The following is a 22,744-nucleotide window of genomic DNA, read 5'->3' as shown; positions in this document are numbered from 1 at the left end:
CTTCTGTGTTCGTACGTTTACTGTGGTCAGCACTCGACGTTCCACGGGTCGGTGCGCACCGAGGACACCCGCACCGCAAGCGCGTCACCGAACTGCTCGCGCAGTACCCCGGCGGCCTGAGCGCACCAGGGGAACTCGCTGGCCCAGTGCGCCACGTCGACGAGCGCGACCGGTGAGGCGCGCCGGTGCTCATCAGCGGGATGGTGCCGCAGATCCGATGTGACGTAAGCCTGTACGTCGGCACGGGCCACGGTGCCCAGCAGTGAGTCACCGGCACCCCCGCAGACCGCCACCCGCGACACCATGGCGTCCGGATCCCCCGAGGTCCGCACCCCCCACGAGGTGGCCGGCAGCGCGGCCCGTACCCGGGATGCGAAGGCCGACAACGGCTCCGGCCGGCCCAGTGCACCGATCCGGCCGATGCCCACATCGCCGGGGATCGGCGCCAGGGCGAAGATGTCGAAGGCCGGCTCCTCGTAGGGGTGCGCAGCGCGCAGCGCGGACAGGATGGTGGCACGCAGCCGCGAGGGCGCGATCACCTCTACCCGGTCCTCACCCACCTGCTCGACGGTGCCCACCTCGCCGATGGCCGGGGCGGCTCCGTCGTGCGGGAGGAACTGCCCGGTTCCCGGCACGCTCCAACTGCAGTGCGAGTAGTCGCCGATGCGCCCGGCCCCGGCGTCGAACAGCGCCTCGCGCAGACCCGCCACGTCAGATGCAGGCACGAATACCACCCATTTGTCCAGGTCGGGGCCCGGCGCTGCCGGCGACAAAACTGCCTCGACGGTCAGGCCCAACGCCTCGGCCAGTGCGTCGGACACACCGGGCGACGCGGCATCGGCGTTGGTGTGGGCGGTGAACAGGGCCCGGCCGGTGCGGATCAGCCGGTGGACCAGGCCGCCCTTGGCGGTGTCGGCGGCCACGGTGTCCACACCCCGCAGCAGCAGCGGATGGTGGGCCAGCAGCAGCCCGCGGTCGGGCACGTCGTCGATCACGGCGGCGGTCGCGTCGACCGCGATGGTCACGGATTCGACGGCTTCGTCGGGGTCGCCGCACACCAACCCGACCGAGTCCCAATCGTGGGCCAGGTGCGGTGGGTACGCCGCATCCAGGGCGGCGATCACGTCGGCAAGTCTGATTCCGGCCAACGGCGCCCCGGCCGGTCGCGCGCTCATTGCAGCACCTCCCTCATGGCGTCGATGAGTACCGTCCACTCCGGCCGCACGGCGGCACGCAGGTAGTTCTCCGGCAGGCCCACGAAAGTATCGCAACGCCGTACCGCGATGCCTTTGCTTTCCAGATGTTTCCGCATCAACTCCGCGTCAGGCACTGTGAACAGTACAAATGGCGCCTCGCCGGCCACCACGCCCAGCCCGAGCGCACGGAGCCCGCCGACCATCGAGGCCCTCAGCCCAGCGAGCCGCCGCGCACCGGCATCGGCCTCGGCCACCGCTTCGGGACTGCCGGCCGCGGCGATGGCCTCCAGTTGCAGGGTGCCCAGCGGCCAGTGCGGCCGCGGCGCGGTGAGCCGGGCCAGCACGTCGGGCGCACCGAGGGCGTAGCCCACCCGAAGCCCGGCCAGTGACCAGGTCTTGGTCAGGCTGCGCAGCACCAGCACGTCGGGCAGCGATTCGCCGGCCAGCGTCTGCGCCTCACCGGGAATGCCGTCGGCGAATGCCTCGTCCACCACCACCAGCCGGCCCGGCCGTCGCAGCGCGAGGATGTCCTCGCGGCGGTGCAGCACCCCGGTCGGATTGGTCGGGTTCCCGATCACCACCAGGTCTGCCTCGTCCGGAACCGTCGCACCGAGGGTGAACGGGAACGGCAGCACCACATGCTGAATCGGCACACCGGCCGCGGCCAGCACCGCTTCCGGTTCGGTGAACGACGGGGCCACCAGGGCGGCCAGCTGCGGCCGCAAGCCGGCCAGCAGGGCGAATCCCTCGGCTCCCCCGGCCAGCAGCGCCACCTCGTCGGGAGCGCGGCCATGCCGGGTCGCGACGGCTTCGGTGGCACGGCGCTGATCGGCCTGGCTCGGGTAGCCGCCCAGGTCGGGCAGCCGGGAGGCCAAGCGGTCGGTCAGCCAGGCCGGCGGACCACCGGGGCGGACGTTGACCGCGAAGTCCAGCATGCCCGGCAATGCGGCCTGGTCGCCGTGATAGCGGGCCCCCGCGCGGGTCTCGCCTTGGGGTGGACACAGCACAGCACGACACTAGTGGTCAGGGGCTCTCAACTGGGCATCCGGAGGACTCGCAGCGACATACGGGAGAATGGGCACGTGACTGACACGCTGGAACTCACCCGACCGCAGCTGGTGCTCTTCGACCTCGACGGCACCCTGACCGATTCGGCGGCCGGGATCGTGTCGAGTTTCCGCCACGCACTGGCCCACGTCGGTGCCGATATCCCAGACGGTGACCTGGCCGGACGCATCGTCGGCCCGCCGATGCACGAGACGTTGCAGGCGTTGAGTCTGGGCGAGTCGGGCTTCGATCCCGACGCCGCGATCGCGGCCTACCGCGCCGATTACACCAGCCGCGGCTGGGCGATGAACAGCCTGTTCGACGGCATCGAGACACTGCTGGCAGACCTGCAGGCTGCAGGGGTGCAGCTGGCGGTGGCCACCTCGAAGGCCGAGCCCACCGCGCGGCGCATCCTCGAACACTTCGGCCTGGACGGGTACTTCGAGGTGATCGCCGGAGCCAGCCCCGACGGAGTCCGGGCGGCCAAGGCCGACGTCGTCGCCTATGCGCTCACCCAACTGCAACCCCTGCCGCAACGCGTCCTGATGGTCGGTGATCGCATGCACGATGTCGAGGGCGCGGCCGCGCACGGCATCAACACCGTGGTGGTCGGCTGGGGCTACGGCGCCACGGATTTCACCGGCCCCACCGCGGTGGCCGCCCACGCCCACGTCGACACCGTCGCCGGGCTGCGGGAGGTGCTCGGTGTCTGAGTCCTGGAGTGCACCGCTTCTGCATGTGACGTTCGTATGCTCGGGCAACATCTGCCGGTCCCCGATGGCCGAGAAGATGTTCGCCGACCAGATCCGCGATCGTGGCCTGGCCGAGGTGGTCCGGGTGAGCAGCGGCGGTACCGGCGGCTGGCACGCCGGTGACGGCGCCGACAGCCGCGCCTGCCTGGTGTTGCGCGAGCGCGGTTATCGCAGCGACCACGTCGCCGCCCAGGTCTGCGATGACCATCTGGGTGCCGACATGGTGGTCGCGCTGGGCCGCAACCACGTGCGCATCCTGACCGATCTGGGCGTGGCGGGCGACCGGCTGCGGATGCTGCGCTCGTTCGACCCGCGGTCGGGCGCACACGCCCTCGACGTGGAGGATCCGTACTACGGCGACAAGACCGATTTCGAGGATGTGTTCACCGTGATCGAGGCGTCCCTGCCCGGTCTGCACGCCTGGGTCGACGCGGAGCTGGCCGGCCGGGGAATCGTGGCCTGATGCGGCGCCTGACCTTCCTGCTGCGACCCCAGTGGGTGGCGTTGTTCATCGTGGTGGCGGCCTTCGCCTACCTGTGTTTCACCGTGCTGGCACCGTGGCAGCTGGGCAAGAACACCAAGACCTCGCGGGAGAACGACCAGATCTCACATTCGCTGCAGGCCGATCCGGTTCCGGTGACCAGCGTTCTGCCACAGCAGGATTCGGCTGCAGCCGATGCCCAGTGGCAACGGGTCACGGCGACCGGGCACTACCTGCCGAAGTCAGAGGTGCTGGCCCGGCTGCGGGTGGTCGACGGTGAGCCGGCCTTCGAGGTCCTCACGCCGTTCGCCGTGGACGGTGGGCCGGTGGTGCTTGTCGATCGCGGCTTCATCAAGCCGATCGACGGAAACAAGGTGCCGCAGTTCGCGTCCGCTCCGGCCGGCCGGGTGACGATCACCGCCCGGGTGCGTGATGCGGAAGCCCTCGTCGTGGGCAAGGAACCGTTCCGCGGCGACGACGGCGCACAGCAGGTGTACTCGATCAACACCGACCAGATCGCCTCGCTGACCGGCGTTGCACTGACCGGGTCCTATCTGCAACTGGTGGGCGATCAGCCCGGCGGTCTCGGGGAGATTCCGCTTCCGCACCTCGACGCCGGGCCGTTCCTGTCCTACGGAATCCAGTGGATCGCGTTCGGCATCGTCGCCCCACTCGGAATGGGCTACTTCATCTATGCGGAATTGCAGCAGCGCCGGCGCGAGCGGGCCGCCGCCCAGAAAGCGTCCGACGAGCCGGCCCGGGAGCTCACCGGCGAGGAGAAGATCGCCGACCGCTACGGCAAGCGCCGCTGACCGCCAGCAGCACCGCCACCATGGCTGCCGAGGCCTGCACCGCGCGCGAGAGTCGCACGGCCCGGGCCACATCCATCACCTCGGGGATGCGGCCGTCGCCCAGGGTGGGCCGGATCTCCAGTTGATGCGCGTACTGCGTCGGACCCCCCAGGCGCACCCCGAGCGCGCCCGCGAAGGACGCCTCGGCCACGCCAGCGTTGGGGCTGGGATGGCGGGATGCGTCTCGTCGCCAGGCGCTCAGCGCCGCCCGTGGTGACCCACCCACCGCCGGTGCACACAGCACTGCCAGCACCCCGGTCAGGCGGGCCGGCAGATAGTTCAGCACATCGTCGAATCGGGCTGCCGCCCAACCGAAGTAGTTGTACCGCGGGGAGCGGTGCCCGATCATCGCGTCCAGCGTGTTGGCACCCCGGTACACGAGCACCCCGGGCACTCCGCCGATCGCCGCCCACAACAGCGGCGCCACCTGTGCGTCAGAGGTGTTCTCGGCCAGCGATTCCACCGTGGCCCGGGTCAGGCCCGAGACGTCCAGCGCGGCCGGATCCCGCCCGCACAACGAGGGCAGCAGTTGTCGGGCCCCCGCCACGTCGCCGTCGGTGAGCAGCGTCGCCATCCGGTGGCCGACCCGGTTGAGCGAGGTTCCCCCGAGCGCGACGTAGGTGGCCACCGCAGTCACCCAGACCCGGTCGCCGCGTCCCGCAGCCCAGCCCAGCCCGGCCAGACCACCGAGCAGCAGCCCGGTGTGGACCGCACCTGCCCCGCGTTTGTCGGCATAGGTCAGCTTTTCCAACCGTGCTGCGCCAGTGCCGAACCCGGCCACCGGATGCCCGCGGCGCGGATCGCCCAGCAGCAGGTCGGCCAGGAACCCGACGGCGATGCCGGCGGCCCGCCGGTGGCATCTACGCGCAAACACCCCGGCAGCGTCTCACAAGGTGGTCTACTCGACGTCATGAGGCTGGGTCCGCCACGAAGGCAGCAACGGGACAGCCGACGACTCGGCACGCGGGTGGTCTGATCTCGACTCAACCAGGAGGCAAAGATGACGTTCCCCGCACTCGCTCATGTGGCGGTCACCGTACGAGACCTGGCGGTCAGCGGGCCGTGGTACCGCACGTTGTTCGGCGCCGATCCGGTGCTCGACGAGGACACCGACGCCGGCTTCCATCACCTGGTCTGGCTGCTGGACGGCGGCACGCTGTTCGGCATCCATCAGCATCAGACTCCGGCTCCCGATGAAGGCTTCAGCGAGTTCCGGGTGGGCCTGGACCACGTCGGTTTCGGTTGCGCGTCGCGTTCGGAACTGCAGACCTGGGTAGACCGGCTCGACGGGCTGGGCATCGCCCACGGCGGGATCATCGACGCGCCGTACGGGTCCGGGCTCAGTTTCCGCGATCCCGACGGCATCGCACTGGAGTTCTTCGCCGGGGCCTGAACTCTGGCGGTAAGGCCGGGTGTCGCCGCGTCGGTGGATATGATCCGACGCGGAGGAACCCTTGAAAGAGCTCATTGCCCCGGTTGCCGCTTCTCTGGCAATCGGTTTCGCGATCGGCGGCCTCCCGTCATCCGGTCCGCCGGTGGCCGCCCCGGAGTCACCGGTTCCCCCGCTGCCTCGGCCAGGCCTCTACACGGTCACCGAGACCTCTGCCGACCGCGCGCCGGAGCCCTACAACTGGACTTTGTCGGGGTGCGGCCCGCAGTGTCTGCGGGTGCTCTCGCCCGCGCCGGAGGGCGCGTGGCAGCTGGATCTGGACTGGGACTCGGCCGCCGATCGCCACCAGGGCGCGTGGGTTGGTGAGCGCGTCAACCCCGGCATGCGGTGCCGGCCGGGCAGTCCCGAGTACAAGACGGGCCCGGTTCCGTTCAAATACGTCATCCGGCCCGATCTCACGGGATTCGTGAACATGAAGTTCTCCCGGGAAAGCCCCTCGTGCCGTGGCGATACCGCGATGCGCGGCCAACGGCTCGCGCTGCAGCGCGCGAAGGCGGTGTGGTCGTAGGACCAGGGATTTGATGGTGGGCGCGGACGGTATCGAACCGCCGACCGCTGGTGTGTAAAGGGACCGAAGGACGTAAACCCTTGTTCGGATAGCGTCCATAACGTGCACGTCAACTACCTGTCAACGTGCACCGCGCGACGCTATGTCCACCGCGTCCGGCCGTATCTTGGCAAGTTTGAGTCAGTGGAGCGGCAACACCGCGAACGCCTGTTCGAGCACCGCAGGCTGCCGACGGCGTGACGCCCTCTGTATAGCCGCCTTCGGTGATTTCGTGGTGTGGCGACTTCCATATGGCTGGGTCCGGCGCAGCCGGTCCGACGGTGGTGAGGCTGTCCGGGACCGGCTCACCGATTGGGCCTACGAACACTTCGATGGGCTCGTCCACGGTGGTATTCATGACAACCGCATCTGTGCTGAGCACGTCGGGATCGACAGTCAGCAGACCTTTATCGATCAACCCATGAGCATGATCCGGGTATAGATCACGCGGTGGCGGATGCGCGATGCCGGGAGCGGCGGCACGGTGACGGCGGTCGATACTCAGGCCGCGAATAACCGGCGATCTGGACGATTTCGCGTGAATCACATCGCCGTACAGCCACACGTACATCAGTTTCCGGTCGGTGGTTGAGCCGTCGGGCGTCGAGACCCAGAATGCCTGCGCTTCCAGATTTGCATCGACCGCATGCCGCTAGTAGCACGCCACCACGCCAGGTCAATCTCGTCGTTCAATACCTCGGCCCCAACCAGGTCCTCCAACGCGCTGAGCGCCTTGTCGTAGTAGATGGGCTCCGAGCTCAAAATCAGCGGGCGGACTCGGCTCGCCAGCGACTCGAGCGCCTCCTCAAGAGGGACTCGCCCTTGATCCGGTGGGCTTCTCACTCGTCTTGGTGTTCACCGTGACCAGCAGGATGACCGCACCGGAATGCAGCTTCGACATCAGCGCGGTCTGTTTGCGGATCAGCGAGTGGGCGATCACCCGACGCGACCGCAACAGGAATCCCTCGATCACAGCTTGCGGTGTTGGACTTGGTGCCATGGCCGGACTCTACGACCGCGCACCGACACCTCGCCGCCGGTCGGGCCATCCACGGCCACACGCATGCCCACCCCCAGCACGCTCAGGCCTCGTCGCCGCCTCTCCTGCGAGTGCCCCACCGTAGCCAGTACGCGAAATATGGGTCGGAGATGTAGAGGGTCGCAAGGTCACCGTCGTAGTCGACCACGGGCTCGCCGTCGATTTGCTCGCGGGCAATGCGGGTCATCTCGTCCAAGACTCGCGTGACTTCATGCTTTTGGGGTGGTTCGTCAGCTGCTGCGAGAACCGCGCGGAGAGCCGCACGAAGCTGCTCATACGTGAGTTCGGTGAGCGGGCCTGTGTGCGCGATGGCTCGTAGGACGGCGCCGTAGATGTCGGTCTCCTGTCCGTCTCGTAGATGCCGAACCTTCCGATCTGTGCGTTGACGGGGACCCCGCGCGAGAAGATCGAACGCAGCCTTGGATGCGCTCGGAGCAAGACGTGCAAAGAACGCGTCCCAATCAGGGTCACCGATGCCGGTCGGCGCTTCGCAGGTCTCGCTGATCTCGTTGTCCGCGCACAACTGCTTGCAGAATTCCTGCATCAGGTGCGGGCTCTGAAACGACTCCTGCACAAGCCGAGTGACGAGGGCATCGTTTACGACCACGTTCAGTGCGGAGAATCCTGACGTCGCAATCTTTTTGAGGTCGTCATCACTCCAGAAACCGACCTCCAACTGGGCAACTCGCCCCGTCATTTCCTTCTCGACCTTGACTACGTCGTATGCACGATGCGGCACAGCAGCCACGATGAACCCCACACCGTCAAACACAAGGTCCTTCAGACCACGGACGACCTCGACCTGCACGTCAGGCGGGACATAATGAAAATCGTCAATGATGATGACCTGGTCTGGATTCTCCTGCAGCTTCTTCCTGCTCGCTCTTTTTGGTGACACCGACGTGCGTTCGGTCATCTTGCGATCTCGGGTGACGCTGCTGCCCTTGTCGCCGCCGCCCTTGATGACGCCACCAGATAGTTCGCCGCTGATCTTGCCGGACTGCGTGTGGCTGACGCCGCCGTCCATCCCCGTTTCAGTGGGACTCCGTTGGAGCGCGGTCGATCTCGACACAGGCAAACTGGCGGTTTCCGGTACGAAATTCAGCCGAAACGAACCCCCGGATTTCAGCGGATTCATCTTCCCTCAGACGGACGCCAATGACACCAACGAGGTTGCGCCGCCAGGCCAGTAGCAGCGCTGCCGCCGTCCGCTGACAACCTCTTGGCAACATGGCCGCGAATCGGTGTGCCTTTCTCAAATTTGCCATGACCGCCAAACATGCCCTGAACTGGAGTTTTGATGGTGAGCGTGGACGGTATCGAACCGCCGACCACTGGTGTGTAGATCTATGTCGATCTGCTTACCTGGCGTTTTTCCGCATCACCTAGTTGGTGAAATTCACTATGGCACAACACTTTTCATATGTTCCATGCCGTCTCGTATCGACCAGTTACTGCGCGTACTGACCCATTCTTGGCCCAGCTGGGGTCGCCTCGACCAGCTGTTCGAGTCGGCTTGACCCTGACCCATTCCCCCCCAACGGGCTGGGTAACCTTCTGCCGTAGGTTGACCTGTTGGGGGGATGGCATGGCAAACGATCTGAACGTCGATGCGGACGGCCTCCGTGTGGCTGCCGTCGGTAGCGATGATGTAGCCACCGCATTGACCGGCGTGGCCGCATGCGCGTCGCGATCACAGCCCAGCAGCGCCGGGGTTGCCGCGCTGCATGCGGCGTTGGCCTCTGCGCGCCGCCGCCAGTCAAAGCGCATGTCTGGCCAGGCTGCCGACCTTTCGGTGAGTAGCGCGCGGTACGACAGCATAGACGGCAACAGCGCAGACGCCATCACGACGGTGAGGCTGTGAGCCCAGCCGCCAGCGGTTCTGATGGCTTGCCGACCCGCTCAAAGATCGAAAACTGGGACACTTCCGACCTCACCACTGCTGCGTTGACGTGGCGGCAGGCAGCTGCCGAATCCGACGACGCGTTCGACCAGCATCGTCAGAACGTCGCGTCACCCGGCGGGACGACCTGGGATGGTGACGCCAAAGACGCCGCACTGGACCGGGTGACCAACGACCAGGCCGTGGTGCGCCGACAGGGGGACGTGCTGCGCGACGGTGCCAACCTTGCCGAGGACGGCGACCACGACATCCAGGCTGCCAAGCGCGATGTGCTGACGGCCATCAGCGAGGCTGAGGCAGACAGCTTCAAGGTTTCGGAGAACTTGAGGGTCACCGACACCCGCCGATACGACATCACCACTATCCGAGACCGCAACCGCGCTGCCACCGAGCACGCCGAGGACATCCGCTGGCGTGCCGGGCAGCTCGTCCAGACCGACAGTCTGGTGGGTCAACGGCTTCAGGACAAGGCCGCCGAACTCGACGGAATCCGGTTCGACGGCGAGGGCGACGGGCGCGATGGCTCGGTGCATCTGGCCAGCAACGAGATCAAGCTGGACCCGCCGCCACCGGTTATCCACCCGACACCGTCGGAACGGAACTTCACCGACATCGAGAATTTCATCTACGACGAGATGATGCACAACGCCAAGTCCCGCTTCACCGAGGACTCCCGCGAAAAGTGGCAGTCCGGTATCTGGGGGAAGTACCAGGCCGCAACGCAACTCAAGGAAGCGTTCAAGGCGAACGGCATCTGGGACCACAAGCCGGTGATTCGGCGCAAGGTCGGCATTCACGAAGGCGATGGCCTGTACTTCCAGGAACCTGGGACAAATCGCCAGGTGTACTACGACATCTATTCCAACATCCACTATGGCTACGCCGCCCGAGCTGCCGGGCTACCCGACGAGATCATTGAACTGGCACCGACCTTGGGGACCGCCGACACGGGCGTCAATGATGACGGTGACCTCATCACCGTATCGGCGGGCATCGCGATGTTCGATAAGTACGGACCCGACATGACACGCGCGGAGTTTCACTCCGCGTTCCTGGAGGCTGTTAATCAGTTGGACTCGGCGAAACAAGAGGGGAAGAACGTGTCGCTGAAATACGGGTACAAATAATGCCGAAATGGGCAGTCGTGCTTCTGGGGTGCGTCATGTGCCCTCTGCTGGCAGTGGTTGTCTTCTTCGTCGCGATCAAGCTGAGAGCGGAAATACTCGTCGCCTGCGAGATTGAGACAACCCCCGGCGAGGGTCTAGGGGTAGTCGTTGCTGCACCGATCATCATCGTCGGAACGCTGATTGCGACGGCGGTGCTCTATTCGCTGACGGTGATGCTCGTGCAGCGAACATGGTCTGTGTACGCCGCCGCCACCCTGGCAATAGTTGCTGCTGCGGTCATCATGCCGGTTGCCGTCAATCAGATGTACGAGCCGGTAGCAACCTCAAGGTGTGCCGATGGCACTCCGTCCTGGTGGCCGTTCTAGACGCCAAGCACCGGCAACGTGACCACCTCGCAGCCGTCGGCGCTGGCCGGGACCGGCCGCAGCGTTACTGCGTGGCTGCGGAGGTTGCCGGTGATCCGGCTGCACGACGTTCGGCACACGGCCGCCACGATGCTACTCGACGGCCGCACCACACCTTCGGCAACGGCCAAGTGGCTGGGCCACGATCCGGCCATCACGCTGCGGGTGTACGGCCACGTCTACGACGATCCGCTGGCCTCAGCGGGTGATGCGCTGCTGGGCCGGTCACGCGCCACCGGCAGCGGCGAAGCCTGATCCGTTGGCCCACTGGGGGTTAATCGGGGCCAAGCGCCACGCCGGAAAACCGGCCTCTATTAGGGGATTTGATGGTGGGCGCGGACGGTATCGAACCGCCGACCGCTGGTGTGTAAAACCAGAGCTCTACCACTGAGCTACGCGCCCCGTCGCAGGCACGGTACACGCCGCAAGGGCGTCACCGGAAATTCAAGCCTGCTCAAGCCTGCATTGCCGCCAATGCCTCCCGCCACACCGCCTGATCGCGCGCCTGGCCTGGGTCCATCATCTCGGCGAAGCGGATCTGCCCAGCCTTGTCGACCACGAACGTGCCGCGGTTGGGGTATCCGGCGTCGGCGTTGAACACGCCGTAGGCCTGGGTGACGGCGCCGTGCGGCCAGAAATCCGACAGCAGCGGGAACGTGAATCCACTTTCGATGGACCAGATCTTGTGCGTCGGAGGCGGGCCGACCGAGATGGCCAGGGTCGCGGTGCGGTCGTTCTCGTACAGCGGCAGCTTGTCGCGGATCTCTCCGAGTTCGCCTTCGCATACGCCGGTGAACGCCAATGGAAAGAACACCACCAGCACGTCCTTGGCACCCCGATATGCGCTGAGGGTGACCGGCCTGCCGTTCTGGTCCCGAAGCGTGAAATCGGGTGCCGGGGTCCCGACAGCGAGCATCAGGTGCGCTTGCCCGCGGCCTTCGATTTCGGCTGCACCAACCGGCTCGCCGTCCAGTCCCCCAATTTCGCCGACGAAGTCTGCATCAGCCCGGCCGTCGGCGCCGATTCGGCGATCTCGGCGGGCTGCACATGCCCGGGTTTACCGGTCTTGGGAGTCACCACCCAGATCACGCCGTCCTCGGCGAGTGGGGTGATGGCATCCATCAGCCGGTCGACAAGATCCCCGTCGTCGTCCCTCCACCAGAGCAATACGACATCGACTACTTCGTCCGAATCCTCATCGACCAGCTCAGATCCGCACGCTTCTTCGACGTCGGCCCGGATGTCGTCGTCGCTATCCTCGTCCCAACCCAGTTCCTGGACAATCTGATCCTTATGGATGCCCAGTATTTGGGCGTAGTTCGGGCCTGAGTCCGTCCCCGCCGCGACCACCTTCGGTCCTCCTTAACTTTTCTTCGAGCCTCTCTCAAGACTTGACCATCACTCATTCATGCGCGTGCGCGATGCGTGTTGCGACCTATCGTCGCACGGCGAGGCATCAGTGCGGGTGTCCGGCGGGCGAGTTTGTGCCGTCCACCTGTCAGTAAGCCTTGTCGCATCTGGTCAGTGCGTTCTCCCGGGCGGTGTTCGAGCGCTGTGATGCCGAGTTGAACTCGTCCGGGCCGACATGGCCGGAAATGGCGCTGACGAGGACTCTCGCCGAGTCGATCCACTCGGTCAGGGCGGCATGCAGATCCGGGGACAGCGCGTCGGACAGGCCGGAACTGACCAGATCTGCGCTCCGGTTGAGCCCGTCGATCGCCGGGCCGGCCTTGGCCGCGGTGTCGCCACCGTTGTTGACGGCCTCGACGTAGCCGTTGACGGCATTGACCGCGTCCACGGCAGAGGTGCTGAGGTCCTCGCACACGGTGTGTACGGCACGCGTGGTCAGTGAGGCCTGGCGTTCGGATTCGCGGGTCACCGAACTCGCCGAGGACTCTTCGACGGACGCCTTCACCGACGCGCGGTAATCGGGGGCCGCGGCCGAATCGACCTCCGCGGTACCGCCGGTAACGGACGTGCAACCCACCACGACCATCGCGATCACCGCGGCGCCACCCAGTGCGCGTGCGGCGATCCTCGCCTTTGCCCCAAACCGCCCATCAACCGGCACGATCTGCAGACGTTACCGGTTCACAAAGCAACCGATGGGTAACTTGCGCACCGCCACCCCCAGCGGCACGGAGGCGGCAAGATGGGGGGACGATAGAAGGTGCCACAAGCACTGTCAGTTGTTACCGCCTAACAAGGAGCGGAAGTTGACCACCGAGTTCGTGCGCCAGGACCTGGCCCAAAACTCCTCTACCGCAGCCGAACCCGACCGGGTACGGGTCATCCGGGAGGGGGTTGCCTCCTACCTTCCCGACATCGACACCGACGAGACCGCGGAATGGTTGGAGTCGTTCGACGAGTTGCTGGAGCGATCGGGTCCGGCCCGTGCCCGGTACCTGATGTTGCGACTGCTGGAACGCTCACGCGAGAAGCGGGTCGCCATCCCGGCCCTGACGTCGACCGATTACGTCAACACGATCCCCACCGAACTGGAGCCCTGGTTCCCCGGCGACGAGGACGTCGAACGACGCTACCGCGCCTGGATCCGGTGGAACGCGGCCATCATGGTGCACCGCGCCCAGCGCCCGGGAGTGGGTGTGGGCGGGCATATTTCGACGTACGCGTCGTCGGCGTCGCTGTACGAGGTCGGGTTCAACCACTTCTTCCGCGGCAAATCCCATCCGGGTGGCGGCGACCAGGTCTTCATCCAGGGGCACGCCTCCCCCGGCATCTACGCGCGCGCCTTCCTGGAAGGCCGGCTGACGACCGACCAACTGGATGGTTTCCGCCAGGAACACAGCCATCCCGGCGGCGGCCTGCCGTCCTATCCGCACCCGCGCCTGATGCCCGATTTCTGGGAATTCCCGACGGTGTCGATGGGGCTGGGCCCGATGAACGCGATCTACCAGGCCCGGTTCAACCACTACCTGCATGACCGCGGCATCAAGGACACCTCCGATCAGCACGTGTGGGCATTCCTCGGCGACGGCGAGATGGACGAGCCGGAGAGCCGCGGCCTGATCCAGGTGGCCGCCAACGAGGCACTGGACAACCTGACCTTCGTGGTGAACTGCAACCTGCAGCGCCTGGACGGGCCGGTGCGCGGCAACGGCAAGATCATCCAGGAACTGGAGTCGTTCTTCCGCGGTGCCGGCTGGAACGTCATCAAGGTCGTGTGGGGCCGCGAGTGGGATGCGCTGCTGCACGCCGACCGCGACGGCGCGCTGGTCAACCTGATGAACACCACGCCCGACGGCGACTACCAGACCTACAAGGCCAACGACGGCGCCTACGTGCGGGACCACTTCTTCGGCCGCGACCCCCGCACCAAGGCTCTGGTCGAGCCGATGACCGATCAGGAGATCTGGAACCTCAAGCGCGGCGGTCACGACTACCGCAAGGTGTATGCCGCATACCGTGCCGCGATGGAGCACAAGGGCCAGCCCACGATCATCCTGGCCAAGACCATCAAGGGCTACACACTGGGCAGCCACTTCGAGGGCCGCAATGCCACCCATCAGATGAAAAAGCTTGCGCTGCAAGATCTCAAGGATTTCCGTGACGTCACGCGGGTGCCGATCACCGACGAGCAGCTCGAGCAGGACCCGTACCTGCCGCCGTACTACCACCCGGGACCGGAAACCCCCGAGATCCGGTACCTGCTGGATCGGCGCCGCGCCCTGGGCGGGTTCGTGCCGGCCCGCCGGAACAAGTCCACGCCGCTGGCGCTACCGGCGGCTGACGCCTACTCGGCGCTGAAGAAGGGCTCGGGCAACCAGTCCGTGGCCACCACCATGGCGACGGTGCGTACGTTCAAGGAACTGTTGCGGGACAAGAAAATCGGCCCTCGCCTGGTGCCGATCATCCCCGACGAGGCGCGTACCTTCGGCATGGACTCGTGGTTCCCGAGCCTGAAGATCTACAACCGCAACGGGCAGCTGTACACGTCCGTGGACTCGGCATTGATGCTGGCCTACAAGGAATCCGAGATCGGCCAGATCCTGCACGAGGGCATCAACGAGGCCGGGTCGACATCGTCGTTCACCGCGGTGGGCACCTCGTACTCCACCCACAACGAGCCGATGATCCCGATCTACATCTTCTATTCGATGTTCGGGTTCCAGCGCACCGGCGACGGCCTGTGGGCGGCGGCCGATCAGATGGCCAAGGGCTTCGTGCTCGGAGCGACGGCCGGGCGCACCACGTTGACCGGCGAGGGTCTGCAGCACGCCGACGGCCATTCGCTGCTGCTCGCGTCGACCAACCCTGCCGCGGTGACCTATGACCCGGCGTTCGCCTACGAGATCGCCCATATCATCGAGAGCGGTCTGCAGCGGATGTACGGCGAGCACGCCGAGAACGTGTTCTTCTACATCACCATCTACAACGAGCCCTATGTACAGCCCGCAGAGCCGGCCAACCTGGACACCGAGGCGCTGTTGCGCGGCATGTACCGCTACCGCCGGGCTCCCGAACAGCGCACGAACACCGCCCAGATCCTGACGTCAGGGGTATCGATGCCCGAGGCACTCCGGGCGGCGGACATGCTGGCGGCAGAGTGGGATGTCGCGGCCGACGTGTGGTCGGTGACGAGCTGGGGCGAGCTCAACCGCGAAGGCGTGGAGATCGAGCGGCACCGGCTGCGCCATCCGGATCAGCCCGCCCGCACCCCGCACGTCACCAGCGCCCTGGCCGATGCGGCAGGCCCGGTGGTGGCGGTGTCGGACTGGATGCGGGCAGTGCCCGAGCAGATCCGGCCGTGGGTCCCGGGCACCTACATCACGCTGGGTACCGACGGCTTCGGCTTCTCCGACACCCGGCCGGCGGCACGGCGTTTCTTCAACACCGACGCCGAGTCCGTGGTGGTCGCGGCGCTGGAGGGGCTGGCGCGGGACGGCGAGATCGATCCGTCGGTGCCCATCGCGGCAGCCAAGCAGTACAAGATCGACGACGTGTTCGCCGCGGCCGTGTCCTACGTGGACACCGGCAGCGCCTAGCCGAGTTTCTTGGGCGGGTGGTCGCTCAATAAGGAAACGACCGCCCGCCCGAGAAAGGCGCTTGGAGGAATCCACCAGAAAACTGGCGTAGCTTTTAGGAATGCCCGACAAGCGGTTCATTCCGCCGAAATCCACGGTCGAGGTCCTTGAGACCGTGCCTGACTCGACGCTGCGCCGGCTGAAGCAGTATTCCGGGCGGCTGGCCACCGAGGCGGTACACGCCATGGCCGAGCGTCTCGACTTCTTCAGTGATCTGGACGCGTCGCAGCGGGCCAGCGTGCAGCTGGTGGTGCAGACCGCCGTGGTCAACTTCGTCGAATGGATGCGGGACCCCGAAAGCGACGTCAGCTACACCGCCCAGGCCTTCGAAGTGGTGCCGCAGGATCTGCGCCGCCGGATCGCCCTGCGCCAGTCGGTCGAGATGGTGCGGACCTCCATGGAGTTCTTCGAAGAGGTGGTGCCGCTACTGGCCCGGTCCGAAGAGCAGCTCAATGCGCTCACCGCGGGCATCCTGCGCTACAGCCGAGACCTGGCGTTCGCGGCGGCCAGCGCCTACGCCGACCAGGCCGAGGCGCGGGGGGCCTGGGACCTCCGGATGGAGGCCAACGTGGTGGACGCGGTGGTGCGCGGCGATACCGGACCCGAGCTGACGTCGCAGGCCGCAGCGCTGAACTGGGACGCCACCGCGCCGGCCACGGTGATCGTGGGCCTACCTCGTCCGGATCGGTTGGATCTGGCCCGCGATGACATCCACGACGTCGTGAAGCGCCATGCCCGGGCGGCTCTGTCCGATGTGCACGGGACGTGGCTGGTGACGATCGTGTCGGGCCCGCTGTCAGCAACCGACCGCTTCCTGGGTGACCTGCTGTCGGTGTTCGCCGACGGCCCGGTGGTGGTCGGGCCGACCTCCCCGACGCTGACGGCCGCGCACCGCAGCGCCACCGAGGCGATCTCCGGGATGAACGCCGTGGCCGGCTGGCCCGGCGCACCGCGACCGGTGTCGGCGCGCGAGCTACTGCCCGAACGGGCCCTGCTGGGCGATGGGACCGCCGTCGCGGCACTGGAAACCGAGGTCATGCGGCCCTTGGCCGATGCAGGCCCAGCGCTCACGGAGACGCTCGACGCGTTCCTCGATTCCGGGGGCGCCATAGAAGCTTGTGCACGCAAATTGTTCGTTCATCCAAACACGGTGCGCTACCGCCTGAAACGGATCGGCGATTTCACCGGCCGCGATCCCGCCGTGCCGCGGGATGCTTACGTGCTGCGCGTGGCTTCGACCGTTGGCAGGTTGAGCAAACAGGCATACCAGCCGAGCACGCCAAACGCCGGAACCATCGTGATCCCGGCGATTCGCCCGGCGCATTCGGTCAGACCGGGGGCCTGAACTGGGCCGGCGGGGCGTCCCGGAGGGTGTGACATATTTCGCTGCGGTGAAGGCAATGTCGCATCACATGCACTTTTGTGGAGAACCTACAAAAACATAAGACAAGGTTCATAATCTCTTACACCCCACAAAACCGACTTCACAGTGTTCTCTTAAAGACGTGCCTCAACCCATGCTCGCATTGCTTGCTCCCGGACAGGGATCGCAGACGCCCGGCATGCTCTCCGGATGGCTGGAGCTGCCCGGTGCGGCCGACCGCCTCGCCACCTGGTCGCAGATCAGCGGCCTGGATCTGGCGCGCCTGGGGACCACCGCCACCGCCGAGGAGATCACCGATACCGCGGTGACGCAGCCGCTCGTGGTGGCCGCCACGCTGCTGGCTTATGAGGAACTGACCAAACGCGGCGTCCCCGAGACCGCCGAGACACTCGTCGCGGGCCATTCCGTCGGCGAGATCGCCGCCTACGCCATCGCCGGCGTCATCTCTGCCGACGACGCCGTCAAGCTGGCCGCCACCCGTGGCGCCGAGATGGCCAAGGCCTGCGCGGCCGAGCCGACCGGCATGTCCGCGGTGCTCGGTGGCGACGAGGCCGAGGTGTTGGCCCGGCTCGAGTCGCTCGACCTGATCCCCGCCAATCGCAACGCCGCGGGCCAGATCGTGGCCGCCGGCGCGATCGCGGCGCTGGAGAAGCTCGCCGAGGACCCGCCGGCCAAGGCCCGCGTCCGTCAGCTGGCCACCGCAGGCGCCTTCCACACCCGATACATGGCCTCCGCGCTGGACGGGTACGCCGCCGCCGCCGAATCTGTAACAACCTCTGAGCCCACCGCGACACTTCTGTCGAACGCGGACGGCCGGCCCGTCACCTCGGCCGCCGATGCCATGGAGAAGCTGGTGTCCCAGCTGACCAAGCCGGTGCGCTGGGATCTGTGCTCCGCCACCATCCGGGACCGCTTCCAGGGCGCCGAGCGCGCCGGGATCGTCGAGTTCCCACCGGCGGGCACCCTGGTCGGTATCGCCAAGCGCGAACTGAAGGGCACACCTACGCGGGCGATCAAGGCCCCCGCGGACCTGGAGGGCTTGGACGAGCTGTAAGTCCAGCGACAACTGAATAAGCAGTAACCAACAGAACGTCCCGAACAGCCCTCCGCACCCGGAGGGCGCTGTCAACAACAAGAAGGAGCCATTGTGGCCGCCAGTCAAGAAGAAATCATCGCCGGTCTCGCCGAGATCATCGAAGAGGTCACCGGCATCGAGCCGTCTGAGGTGACCCCGGAGAAGTCGTTCGTCGACGACCTGGACATCGACTCGCTGTCGATGGTGGAGATCGCCGTGCAGACCGAGGACAAGTACGGCGTGAAGATCCCCGACGAGGACCTGGCCGGCCTGCGCACCGTCGGTGACGTCGTCTCCTACATCCAGAAGCTCGAAGAAGAGAACCCCGAGGCCGCTGCCGCCCTGCGCGAGAAGTTTGGCTCGGAATGACCAAACCTTCCACTGCTAACGGAGGCTTCCCGAACGTCGTGGTGACCGCCGTGGAGGCCACCACGGCGCTCGCTGCTGACATCGAGAGCACGTGGAAGGGCCTCCTGGCCGGAGAAAGCGGCATCCGTGAGTTGACCGACGACTTCGTCACCAAGTGGGACCTTCCGGTGCGTATCGGTGGTCACCTTGTCGACGACATCGACAGTCACCTGACTCGCATCGAGTTGCGCCGTAATTCCTACGTGCAGCGCATGTCTCTGGTGCTGGCTCGCCGGCTATGGAAAAACGCGGGTGCGCCCGAGGTCGATCCGGATCGTTTCGCGGTCGTGATCGGCACCGGTCTCGGTGGTGGCGAGAAGATCGTCGAGACCTACGACGCGATGAACGAGGGCGGGATCCGCAAGGTCAGCCCGCTCGCCGTTCAGATGATCATGCCCAACGGTGCGGCCGCAGTCGCCGGCCTGGAGCTGGGTGCTCGCGCCGGGGTCATCACCCCGGTGTCGGCATGCTCGTCGGGATCTGAGGCCATCGCCCACGGCTGGCGTCAGATCGTGATGGGTGACGCGGACTTCGCCGTCGTCGGCGGCGTGGAAGGCGGTATCGAGGCACTGCCGATCGCGGCGTTCTCGATGATGCGCGCCATGTCGACCCGCAACGACGATCCCGCGGGCGCGTCCAGGCCGTTCGACAAGGATCGCGATGGCTTCGTGTTCGGTGAGGCCGGCGCGATGATGATCATCGAGACCGAAGAGCACGCCCTGGCTCGTGGCGCCAAGCCGCTGGCCCGGGTGATGGGTGCCGGTATCACCTCGGACGCGTTCCACATGGTGGCTCCGGCCGACAACGGTCAGCGTGCCGGTGCCGCGATGAAGCGTGCGCTGGAGACCGCCGGCATCGAGGCCAAGGACATCGACCACGTCAATGCCCACGGCACGGCCACCCCGATCGGTGACACCGCCGAGGCCAATGCCATCCGGGTTGCCGGATGTCAGAACGCTGCGGTCTACGCACCGAAGTCGGCGCTGGGCCACTCGATCGGTGCGGTCGGTGCGCTGGAGTCGGTGTTGACGGTGCTCGCATTGCGGGACGGGGTGATCCCCCCGACGCTGAACTACCAGACACCGGATCCCGAGATCGATCTCGATGTGGTTGCGGGCGAGCCTCGTTATGGCGACTACAAGTACGCCATCAACAACTCATTCGGGTTCGGTGGCCACAATGTGGCTCTGGCCTTTGGGAAGTACTGAGGCGGGCACACGGCCCGGTAGGTAACCCCGGACGGTGAAACAACCGAGGGAATGCACGGAAGGAAGAACTCCGTAAATATGGCGGGATTGTCCACGGGGAATGGTTTTCCCAATGTGGTTGTCACCGGCGTAGCCATGTCAACGGCGCTGGCAACTGATGCTGAAAGCACCTGGAAGAAGCTGCTCGATGGCCAGAGCGGCATCCGGTTGCTGACAGATCCATTTGTCGAGGAATACGACTTGCCGGTTCGCATCGGCGGTCATCTCCTCGAGGATTTCGATCATGAGCTGACGCGGGTTGAACTGCGCCGATTGTCATATTTGCAGAAGATGTCGACGGTCATCGGCCGCCGGGTTTGGGCCAATGCAGGCTCCCCGGAGGTCGATGGTCGCCGCCTCATGGTGTCCATCGGCACCGGTATGGGGTCTTCCGAGGAACTCCTGTTCGCCTACGACGGCATGCGGAACAAGGGCCTGCGGGCGGTGTCGCCGCTGGTCGTGCAGATGTACATGCCCAACGGGGCAGCCGCAGCCGTCGGTCTGGACCGCAAGGCCAAGGCCGGGGTCAGCACCCCGATCTCGGCCTGCGCGTCGGGGTCCGAGGCCATCGCCAATGCGTGGCGCCAGATCGTGCTCGGTGAGGCCGACATGGCGATCTGCGGCGGTGTGGAGACAAAGATCGAGGCCGTGCCGATCGCCGGGTTCGCTCAGATGCGGATCGTGCTGTCCAACAACAACGACGATCCGCCTGGCGCCTGCCGACCGTTCGACAGAGACCGCAACGGTTTCGTCTTCGGCGAGGCCGGCGCCTTGATGGTCATCGAGACCGAGGAGCACGCCAAGGCGCGCGGCGCCAACATCCTGGGTCGGATCATGGGTGCGAGTGTGACGTCGGACGGCTACCACATCGTGGCGCCGGACCCCAACGGCGAGCAGGCCGCTCACGCCATGACCCGCGCCATTCAATTGGCGGGCCTGCAGCCCAACGACATCGATCACATCAACGCGCATGCCACCGGCACCAGCGTCGGCGATGTGGCCGAGGGTAAGGCAATCAACAATGCGATGGGCGGCCATGTGCCCGCGGTATACGCGCCCAAGTCCGCGCTCGGCCACTCGGTCGGTGCGGTCGGTGCGGTCGAGTCCATCCTGACGGTGATGGCGCTGCGCGATGGCGTCATTCCCCCGACGCTCAACCTGCGCAACCTCGATCCGGAGATCGATCTGGACGTGGTGGCCGGTGAGCCGCGACAAGGCGACTACAAGTACGCCATCAACAATTCATTCGGATTCGGTGGGCACAACGTCGCGCTCGCCTTCGGGAAGTACTGAGCTTCCGAACTACGGCGACCCAGCGCTTTCCACTAGAGGAGACCTTTATGACGATCATGGCCCCCGAAGCTGCCGCTGAATCGCTCGACCCCCGCGATCCACTGCTGCGCCTGCAGACCTTCTTCGATGACGGCAGCGTCGAGCTGCTGCACGAGCGGGACCGCTCCGGCGTGCTGGCCGCGGCCGGCACCGTCAACGGCGTTCGTACGGTGGCGTTCTGCACCGACGGCACCGTGATGGGCGGCGCCATGGGCATCGAGGGCTGTGCCCACATCGTCAATGCCTACGACAACGCGATCGAGGAGCAGAGCCCGATCGTGGGGATCTGGCACTCCGGCGGCGCTCGGCTGGCCGAGGGCGTCAAGGCGCTGCACGCGGTCGGTCTGGTCTTCGAGGCGATGATCCGGGCGTCGGGTTACATCCCGCAGATCTCGGTGGTCGTCGGCTTCGCCGCCGGCGGTGCGGCCTACGGGCCCGCCCTGACCGACGTCATCATCATGGCGCCGGACAGCAAGGTGTTCGTCACCGGTCCGGACGTGGTGCGCAGTGTCACCGGCGAGGACGTCGACATGGTGTCGCTGGGCGGCCCCGACGCCCACCACAAGAAGTCCGGTGTGTGCCACATCGTGGCCGACGACGAGCTCGATGCCTACGAGCGCGGCCGCCGTCTGGTCGGATTGTTCAGCCAGCAGGGCCATTTCGATCGCAGCAAGGCCGAGGCAGGCGACACCGACCTGACCGCGCTGATGCCCGAGTCGGCCCGCCGCGCCTACGACGTGCATCCGATCATCGAGGCATTGCTCGACGAGGGCGTGCCGTTCGAGGAGTTCCAGGGCAAGTGGGCCCCGTCGATCGTGGTCGGTCTCGGCCGGCTCGCCGGCCGGTCGGTCGGTGTGATCGCCAACAACCCGCTGCGCCTCGGTGGCTGCTTGAACTCCGAAAGCGCCGAGAAGTCAGCACGTTTCGTGCGGCTGTGTGACGCGTTCGGCATTCCGCTGGTGGTCGTCGTCGACGTCCCCGGTTACCTGCCCGGCGTGGATCAGGAATGGGGCGGCGTGGTGCGCCGCGGCGCCAAGCTGCTGCACGCCTTCGGTGAGTCCTCGGTCCCCCGCGTCACCCTGGTGACCCGCAAGATCTACGGCGGCGCCTACATCGCGATGAACTCGCGGTCGCTCAACGCCACCAAGGTATTCGCCTGGCCCGACGCCGAGGTCGCCGTGATGGGCGCCAAGGCCGCAGTGGGCATCCTGCACAAGCGCAAGCTGGCGGCTGTGGAAGACGCTGCAGAACGCGACGCGCTGCATGAGGAACTCGCGCTGGAGCACGAGAGGATCGCCGGCGGTGTGGATTCGGCGATCGAGATCGGCGTGGTCGACGAGAAGATCGATCCGGCCCACACCCGCAGCAAGCTGACGCAGGCGCTGGCCGAGGCCCCGCACCGCCGCGGTCGCCATAAGAACATCCCGCTGTAACTCTTCAGCGCGAGCACCTTCTC

25 protein-coding genes and 1 tRNA gene are annotated in these 22,744 nt (G+C 66.3%); 17 read left to right on the top strand and 9 right to left on the bottom strand.

The window, feature by feature from the left end:
* Nucleotides 1-26: 26 nt before the first annotated feature.
* Both ACZY08_RS21605 and cobC read right to left on the bottom strand, forming a co-directional pair.
* Nucleotides 27-1,175 (bottom strand): Nif3-like dinuclear metal center hexameric protein, encoded by a 1,149-nt coding sequence (locus ACZY08_RS21605; RefSeq protein ID WP_463746671.1) that lies wholly within the window; start codon nucleotides 1,173-1,175, stop codon nucleotides 27-29.
* Nucleotides 1,172-2,203: an Rv2231c family pyridoxal phosphate-dependent protein CobC gene (gene cobC, locus ACZY08_RS21600; protein WP_463746670.1), complete on the bottom strand. Its 1,032-nt coding sequence runs from the start codon at nucleotides 2,201-2,203 to the stop codon at nucleotides 1,172-1,174. Before cobC ends, ACZY08_RS21605 begins: the two co-directional genes overlap by 4 nt.
* Before the next feature lie 75 nt (nucleotides 2,204-2,278).
* Here cobC and ACZY08_RS21595 point away from each other — a divergent pair, with 75 nt between their 5' ends.
* Genes ACZY08_RS21595 through ACZY08_RS21585 form a run of 3 tightly spaced genes read left to right on the top strand, consistent with a single transcriptional unit; the run spans nucleotide 2,279 to nucleotide 4,288 of the window.
* Nucleotides 2,279-2,956, top strand: a complete 678-nt coding sequence (locus ACZY08_RS21595; protein ID WP_463746669.1) for an HAD-IA family hydrolase — start codon at nucleotides 2,279-2,281, stop codon at nucleotides 2,954-2,956.
* The gene (locus ACZY08_RS21590) at nucleotides 2,949-3,458 is read left to right on the top strand and encodes a low molecular weight protein-tyrosine-phosphatase (protein WP_463746668.1); all 510 of its coding nucleotides are present in this window, start codon (nucleotides 2,949-2,951) and stop codon (nucleotides 3,456-3,458) included. Before ACZY08_RS21595 ends, ACZY08_RS21590 begins: the two co-directional genes overlap by 8 nt.
* A complete protein-coding gene (locus tag ACZY08_RS21585; protein WP_463746667.1) occupies nucleotides 3,458-4,288 on the top strand; it encodes an SURF1 family cytochrome oxidase biogenesis protein in 831 nt (276 codons plus the stop codon). The genes ACZY08_RS21590 and ACZY08_RS21585 overlap by 1 nt, the downstream gene beginning before the upstream one ends.
* On the opposite strand, the gene ACZY08_RS21580 is transcribed toward ACZY08_RS21585, so the two are convergent.
* Complete coding sequence (locus tag ACZY08_RS21580; protein WP_463746666.1) at nucleotides 4,242-5,201, bottom strand: cobalamin biosynthesis protein; 960 nt, start codon at nucleotides 5,199-5,201, stop codon at nucleotides 4,242-4,244. The genes ACZY08_RS21585 and ACZY08_RS21580 overlap by 47 nt on opposite strands.
* A 126-nt stretch (nucleotides 5,202-5,327) precedes the next feature.
* Here ACZY08_RS21580 and ACZY08_RS21575 point away from each other — a divergent pair, with 126 nt between their 5' ends.
* The 3 genes from ACZY08_RS21575 to ACZY08_RS21565 all read left to right on the top strand — a co-directional run bounded on the left by ACZY08_RS21575 (nucleotide 5,328) and on the right by ACZY08_RS21565 (nucleotide 6,766).
* Entirely contained in the window at nucleotides 5,328-5,720 is a 393-nt protein-coding gene (locus tag ACZY08_RS21575) for a VOC family protein (RefSeq protein ID WP_463746665.1), read from the top strand.
* Nucleotides 5,721-5,781: 61 nt separating this feature from the next.
* On the top strand, nucleotides 5,782-6,285 hold the full coding sequence (locus ACZY08_RS21570) for a hypothetical protein (protein WP_463746664.1): 504 nt from the start codon (nucleotides 5,782-5,784) through the stop codon (nucleotides 6,283-6,285).
* A 175-nt stretch (nucleotides 6,286-6,460) separates the two neighbouring features.
* Nucleotides 6,461-6,766 (top strand): hypothetical protein, encoded by a 306-nt coding sequence (locus ACZY08_RS21565; protein WP_463746663.1) that lies wholly within the window; start codon nucleotides 6,461-6,463, stop codon nucleotides 6,764-6,766.
* A gap of 363 nt (nucleotides 6,767-7,129) precedes the next feature.
* Here the strand turns inward: ACZY08_RS21565 and ACZY08_RS21560 are convergent, their stop codons facing one another.
* Complete coding sequence (locus tag ACZY08_RS21560) at nucleotides 7,130-7,324, bottom strand: hypothetical protein (protein WP_463746662.1); 195 nt, start codon at nucleotides 7,322-7,324, stop codon at nucleotides 7,130-7,132.
* Nucleotides 7,325-7,406: 82 nt separating this feature from the next.
* Nucleotides 7,407-8,501: a hypothetical protein gene (locus ACZY08_RS21555; RefSeq protein WP_463746661.1), complete on the bottom strand. Its 1,095-nt coding sequence runs from the start codon at nucleotides 8,499-8,501 to the stop codon at nucleotides 7,407-7,409.
* Between the two features lie 450 nt (nucleotides 8,502-8,951).
* On the opposite strand from ACZY08_RS21555, the gene ACZY08_RS21550 reads away from it, so the two are divergent.
* From ACZY08_RS21550 to ACZY08_RS21535, 4 genes are read left to right on the top strand one after another with little or no spacing between them, the layout of a single operon-like run.
* Nucleotides 8,952-9,227 (top strand): hypothetical protein, encoded by a 276-nt coding sequence (locus ACZY08_RS21550; protein ID WP_463746660.1) that lies wholly within the window; start codon nucleotides 8,952-8,954, stop codon nucleotides 9,225-9,227.
* A complete protein-coding gene (locus tag ACZY08_RS21545) occupies nucleotides 9,224-10,393 on the top strand; it encodes a polymorphic toxin type 44 domain-containing protein (RefSeq protein WP_463746659.1) in 1,170 nt (389 codons plus the stop codon). The genes ACZY08_RS21550 and ACZY08_RS21545 overlap by 4 nt, the downstream gene beginning before the upstream one ends.
* 35 nt (nucleotides 10,394-10,428) lie before the next feature.
* Nucleotides 10,429-10,758 (top strand): hypothetical protein, encoded by a 330-nt coding sequence (locus ACZY08_RS21540; RefSeq protein ID WP_463746658.1) that lies wholly within the window; start codon nucleotides 10,429-10,431, stop codon nucleotides 10,756-10,758.
* Nucleotides 10,759-10,776: 18 nt separating this feature from the next.
* Entirely contained in the window at nucleotides 10,777-11,052 is a 276-nt protein-coding gene (locus ACZY08_RS21535; RefSeq protein ID WP_463746657.1) for a hypothetical protein, read from the top strand.
* 72 nt (nucleotides 11,053-11,124) lie between these two features.
* Here ACZY08_RS21535 and ACZY08_RS21530 read toward each other — a convergent pair.
* The 4 genes from ACZY08_RS21530 to ACZY08_RS21515 form a co-directional block, all read right to left on the bottom strand.
* Nucleotides 11,125-11,199 (bottom strand) — tRNA-Val (locus tag ACZY08_RS21530).
* Nucleotides 11,200-11,251: 52 nt separating this feature from the next.
* A complete protein-coding gene (locus ACZY08_RS21525) occupies nucleotides 11,252-11,713 on the bottom strand; it encodes a peroxiredoxin (protein ID WP_463746656.1) in 462 nt (153 codons plus the stop codon).
* Nucleotides 11,713-12,147, bottom strand: coding sequence for a DUF3052 domain-containing protein (locus tag ACZY08_RS21520; RefSeq protein WP_463746655.1), 435 nt, complete (start codon nucleotides 12,145-12,147; stop codon nucleotides 11,713-11,715). The genes ACZY08_RS21525 and ACZY08_RS21520 overlap by 1 nt, the downstream gene beginning before the upstream one ends.
* Nucleotides 12,148-12,295: 148 nt before the next feature.
* Nucleotides 12,296-12,868, bottom strand: coding sequence for a hypothetical protein (locus tag ACZY08_RS21515; RefSeq protein ID WP_463746654.1), 573 nt, complete (start codon nucleotides 12,866-12,868; stop codon nucleotides 12,296-12,298).
* 145 nt (nucleotides 12,869-13,013) lie between these two features.
* Between ACZY08_RS21515 and aceE the strand changes: the two genes are divergently transcribed.
* The 7 genes from aceE (at nucleotide 13,014) to ACZY08_RS21480 (ending at nucleotide 22,721) form a co-directional block, all read left to right on the top strand.
* Nucleotides 13,014-15,803, top strand: a complete 2,790-nt coding sequence (gene aceE / locus ACZY08_RS21510) for a pyruvate dehydrogenase (acetyl-transferring), homodimeric type (protein WP_463746653.1) — start codon at nucleotides 13,014-13,016, stop codon at nucleotides 15,801-15,803.
* 100 nt (nucleotides 15,804-15,903) lie between these two features.
* Nucleotides 15,904-17,187 carry a PucR family transcriptional regulator gene (locus ACZY08_RS21505; RefSeq protein ID WP_463746652.1) on the top strand — a complete coding sequence of 428 codons (1,284 nt, stop codon included), beginning with the start codon at nucleotides 15,904-15,906 and terminating at the stop codon, nucleotides 17,185-17,187.
* A gap of 172 nt (nucleotides 17,188-17,359) precedes the next feature.
* Nucleotides 17,360-18,280, top strand: coding sequence for an ACP S-malonyltransferase (locus ACZY08_RS21500; protein WP_463746912.1), 921 nt, complete (start codon nucleotides 17,360-17,362; stop codon nucleotides 18,278-18,280).
* A 93-nt stretch (nucleotides 18,281-18,373) separates the two neighbouring features.
* A complete protein-coding gene (gene acpM, locus ACZY08_RS21495) occupies nucleotides 18,374-18,670 on the top strand; it encodes a meromycolate extension acyl carrier protein AcpM (RefSeq protein ID WP_003884427.1) in 297 nt (98 codons plus the stop codon).
* The gene (kasA, locus tag ACZY08_RS21490; RefSeq protein ID WP_463746651.1) at nucleotides 18,667-19,917 is read left to right on the top strand and encodes a 3-oxoacyl-ACP synthase KasA; all 1,251 of its coding nucleotides are present in this window, start codon (nucleotides 18,667-18,669) and stop codon (nucleotides 19,915-19,917) included. Before acpM ends, kasA begins: the two co-directional genes overlap by 4 nt.
* 78 nt (nucleotides 19,918-19,995) lie before the next feature.
* Nucleotides 19,996-21,249 (top strand): 3-oxoacyl-ACP synthase KasB, encoded by a 1,254-nt coding sequence (gene kasB / locus ACZY08_RS21485; protein WP_463746650.1) that lies wholly within the window; start codon nucleotides 19,996-19,998, stop codon nucleotides 21,247-21,249.
* Nucleotides 21,250-21,296: 47 nt separating this feature from the next.
* Nucleotides 21,297-22,721 (top strand): acyl-CoA carboxylase subunit beta, encoded by a 1,425-nt coding sequence (locus tag ACZY08_RS21480; protein WP_463746649.1) that lies wholly within the window; start codon nucleotides 21,297-21,299, stop codon nucleotides 22,719-22,721.
* Nucleotides 22,722-22,744 lie beyond the last annotated feature (23 nt).

The organism is Mycobacterium sp. IDUB_9 (assembly GCF_055419505.1).
This window is presented reverse-complemented; position numbering and strand designations above follow the sequence as displayed.

What these genes read in the sequence shown, in the direction of transcription:
- ACZY08_RS21605 (WP_463746671.1), bottom strand. Translation starts at nt 1,175, where the DNA reads ATGAGCGCGCGACCGGCCGGGGCGCCGTTGGCCGGAATCAGACTTGCC.
- ACZY08_RS21585 (WP_463746667.1), top strand. Translation starts at nt 3,458, where the DNA reads ATGCGGCGCCTGACCTTCCTGCTGCGACCCCAGTGGGTGGCGTTGTTC.
- ACZY08_RS21575 (WP_463746665.1), top strand. Translation starts at nt 5,328, where the DNA reads ATGACGTTCCCCGCACTCGCTCATGTGGCGGTCACCGTACGAGACCTG.
- ACZY08_RS21560 (WP_463746662.1), bottom strand. Translation starts at nt 7,324, where the DNA reads ATGGCACCAAGTCCAACACCGCAAGCTGTGATCGAGGGATTCCTGTTG.
- ACZY08_RS21555 (WP_463746661.1), bottom strand. Translation starts at nt 8,501, where the DNA reads ATGAATCCGCTGAAATCCGGGGGTTCGTTTCGGCTGAATTTCGTACCG.
- ACZY08_RS21550 (WP_463746660.1), top strand. Translation starts at nt 8,952, where the DNA reads ATGGCAAACGATCTGAACGTCGATGCGGACGGCCTCCGTGTGGCTGCC.
- ACZY08_RS21540 (WP_463746658.1), top strand. Translation starts at nt 10,429, where the DNA reads ATGTGCCCTCTGCTGGCAGTGGTTGTCTTCTTCGTCGCGATCAAGCTG.
- ACZY08_RS21525 (WP_463746656.1), bottom strand. Translation starts at nt 11,713, where the DNA reads ATGCTCGCTGTCGGGACCCCGGCACCCGATTTCACGCTTCGGGACCAG.
- ACZY08_RS21505 (WP_463746652.1), top strand. Translation starts at nt 15,904, where the DNA reads ATGCCCGACAAGCGGTTCATTCCGCCGAAATCCACGGTCGAGGTCCTT.
- ACZY08_RS21500 (WP_463746912.1), top strand. Translation starts at nt 17,360, where the DNA reads ATGCTCGCATTGCTTGCTCCCGGACAGGGATCGCAGACGCCCGGCATG.
- kasA (WP_463746651.1), top strand. Translation starts at nt 18,667, where the DNA reads ATGACCAAACCTTCCACTGCTAACGGAGGCTTCCCGAACGTCGTGGTG.
- kasB (WP_463746650.1), top strand. Translation starts at nt 19,996, where the DNA reads ATGGCGGGATTGTCCACGGGGAATGGTTTTCCCAATGTGGTTGTCACC.
- ACZY08_RS21480 (WP_463746649.1), top strand. Translation starts at nt 21,297, where the DNA reads ATGACGATCATGGCCCCCGAAGCTGCCGCTGAATCGCTCGACCCCCGC.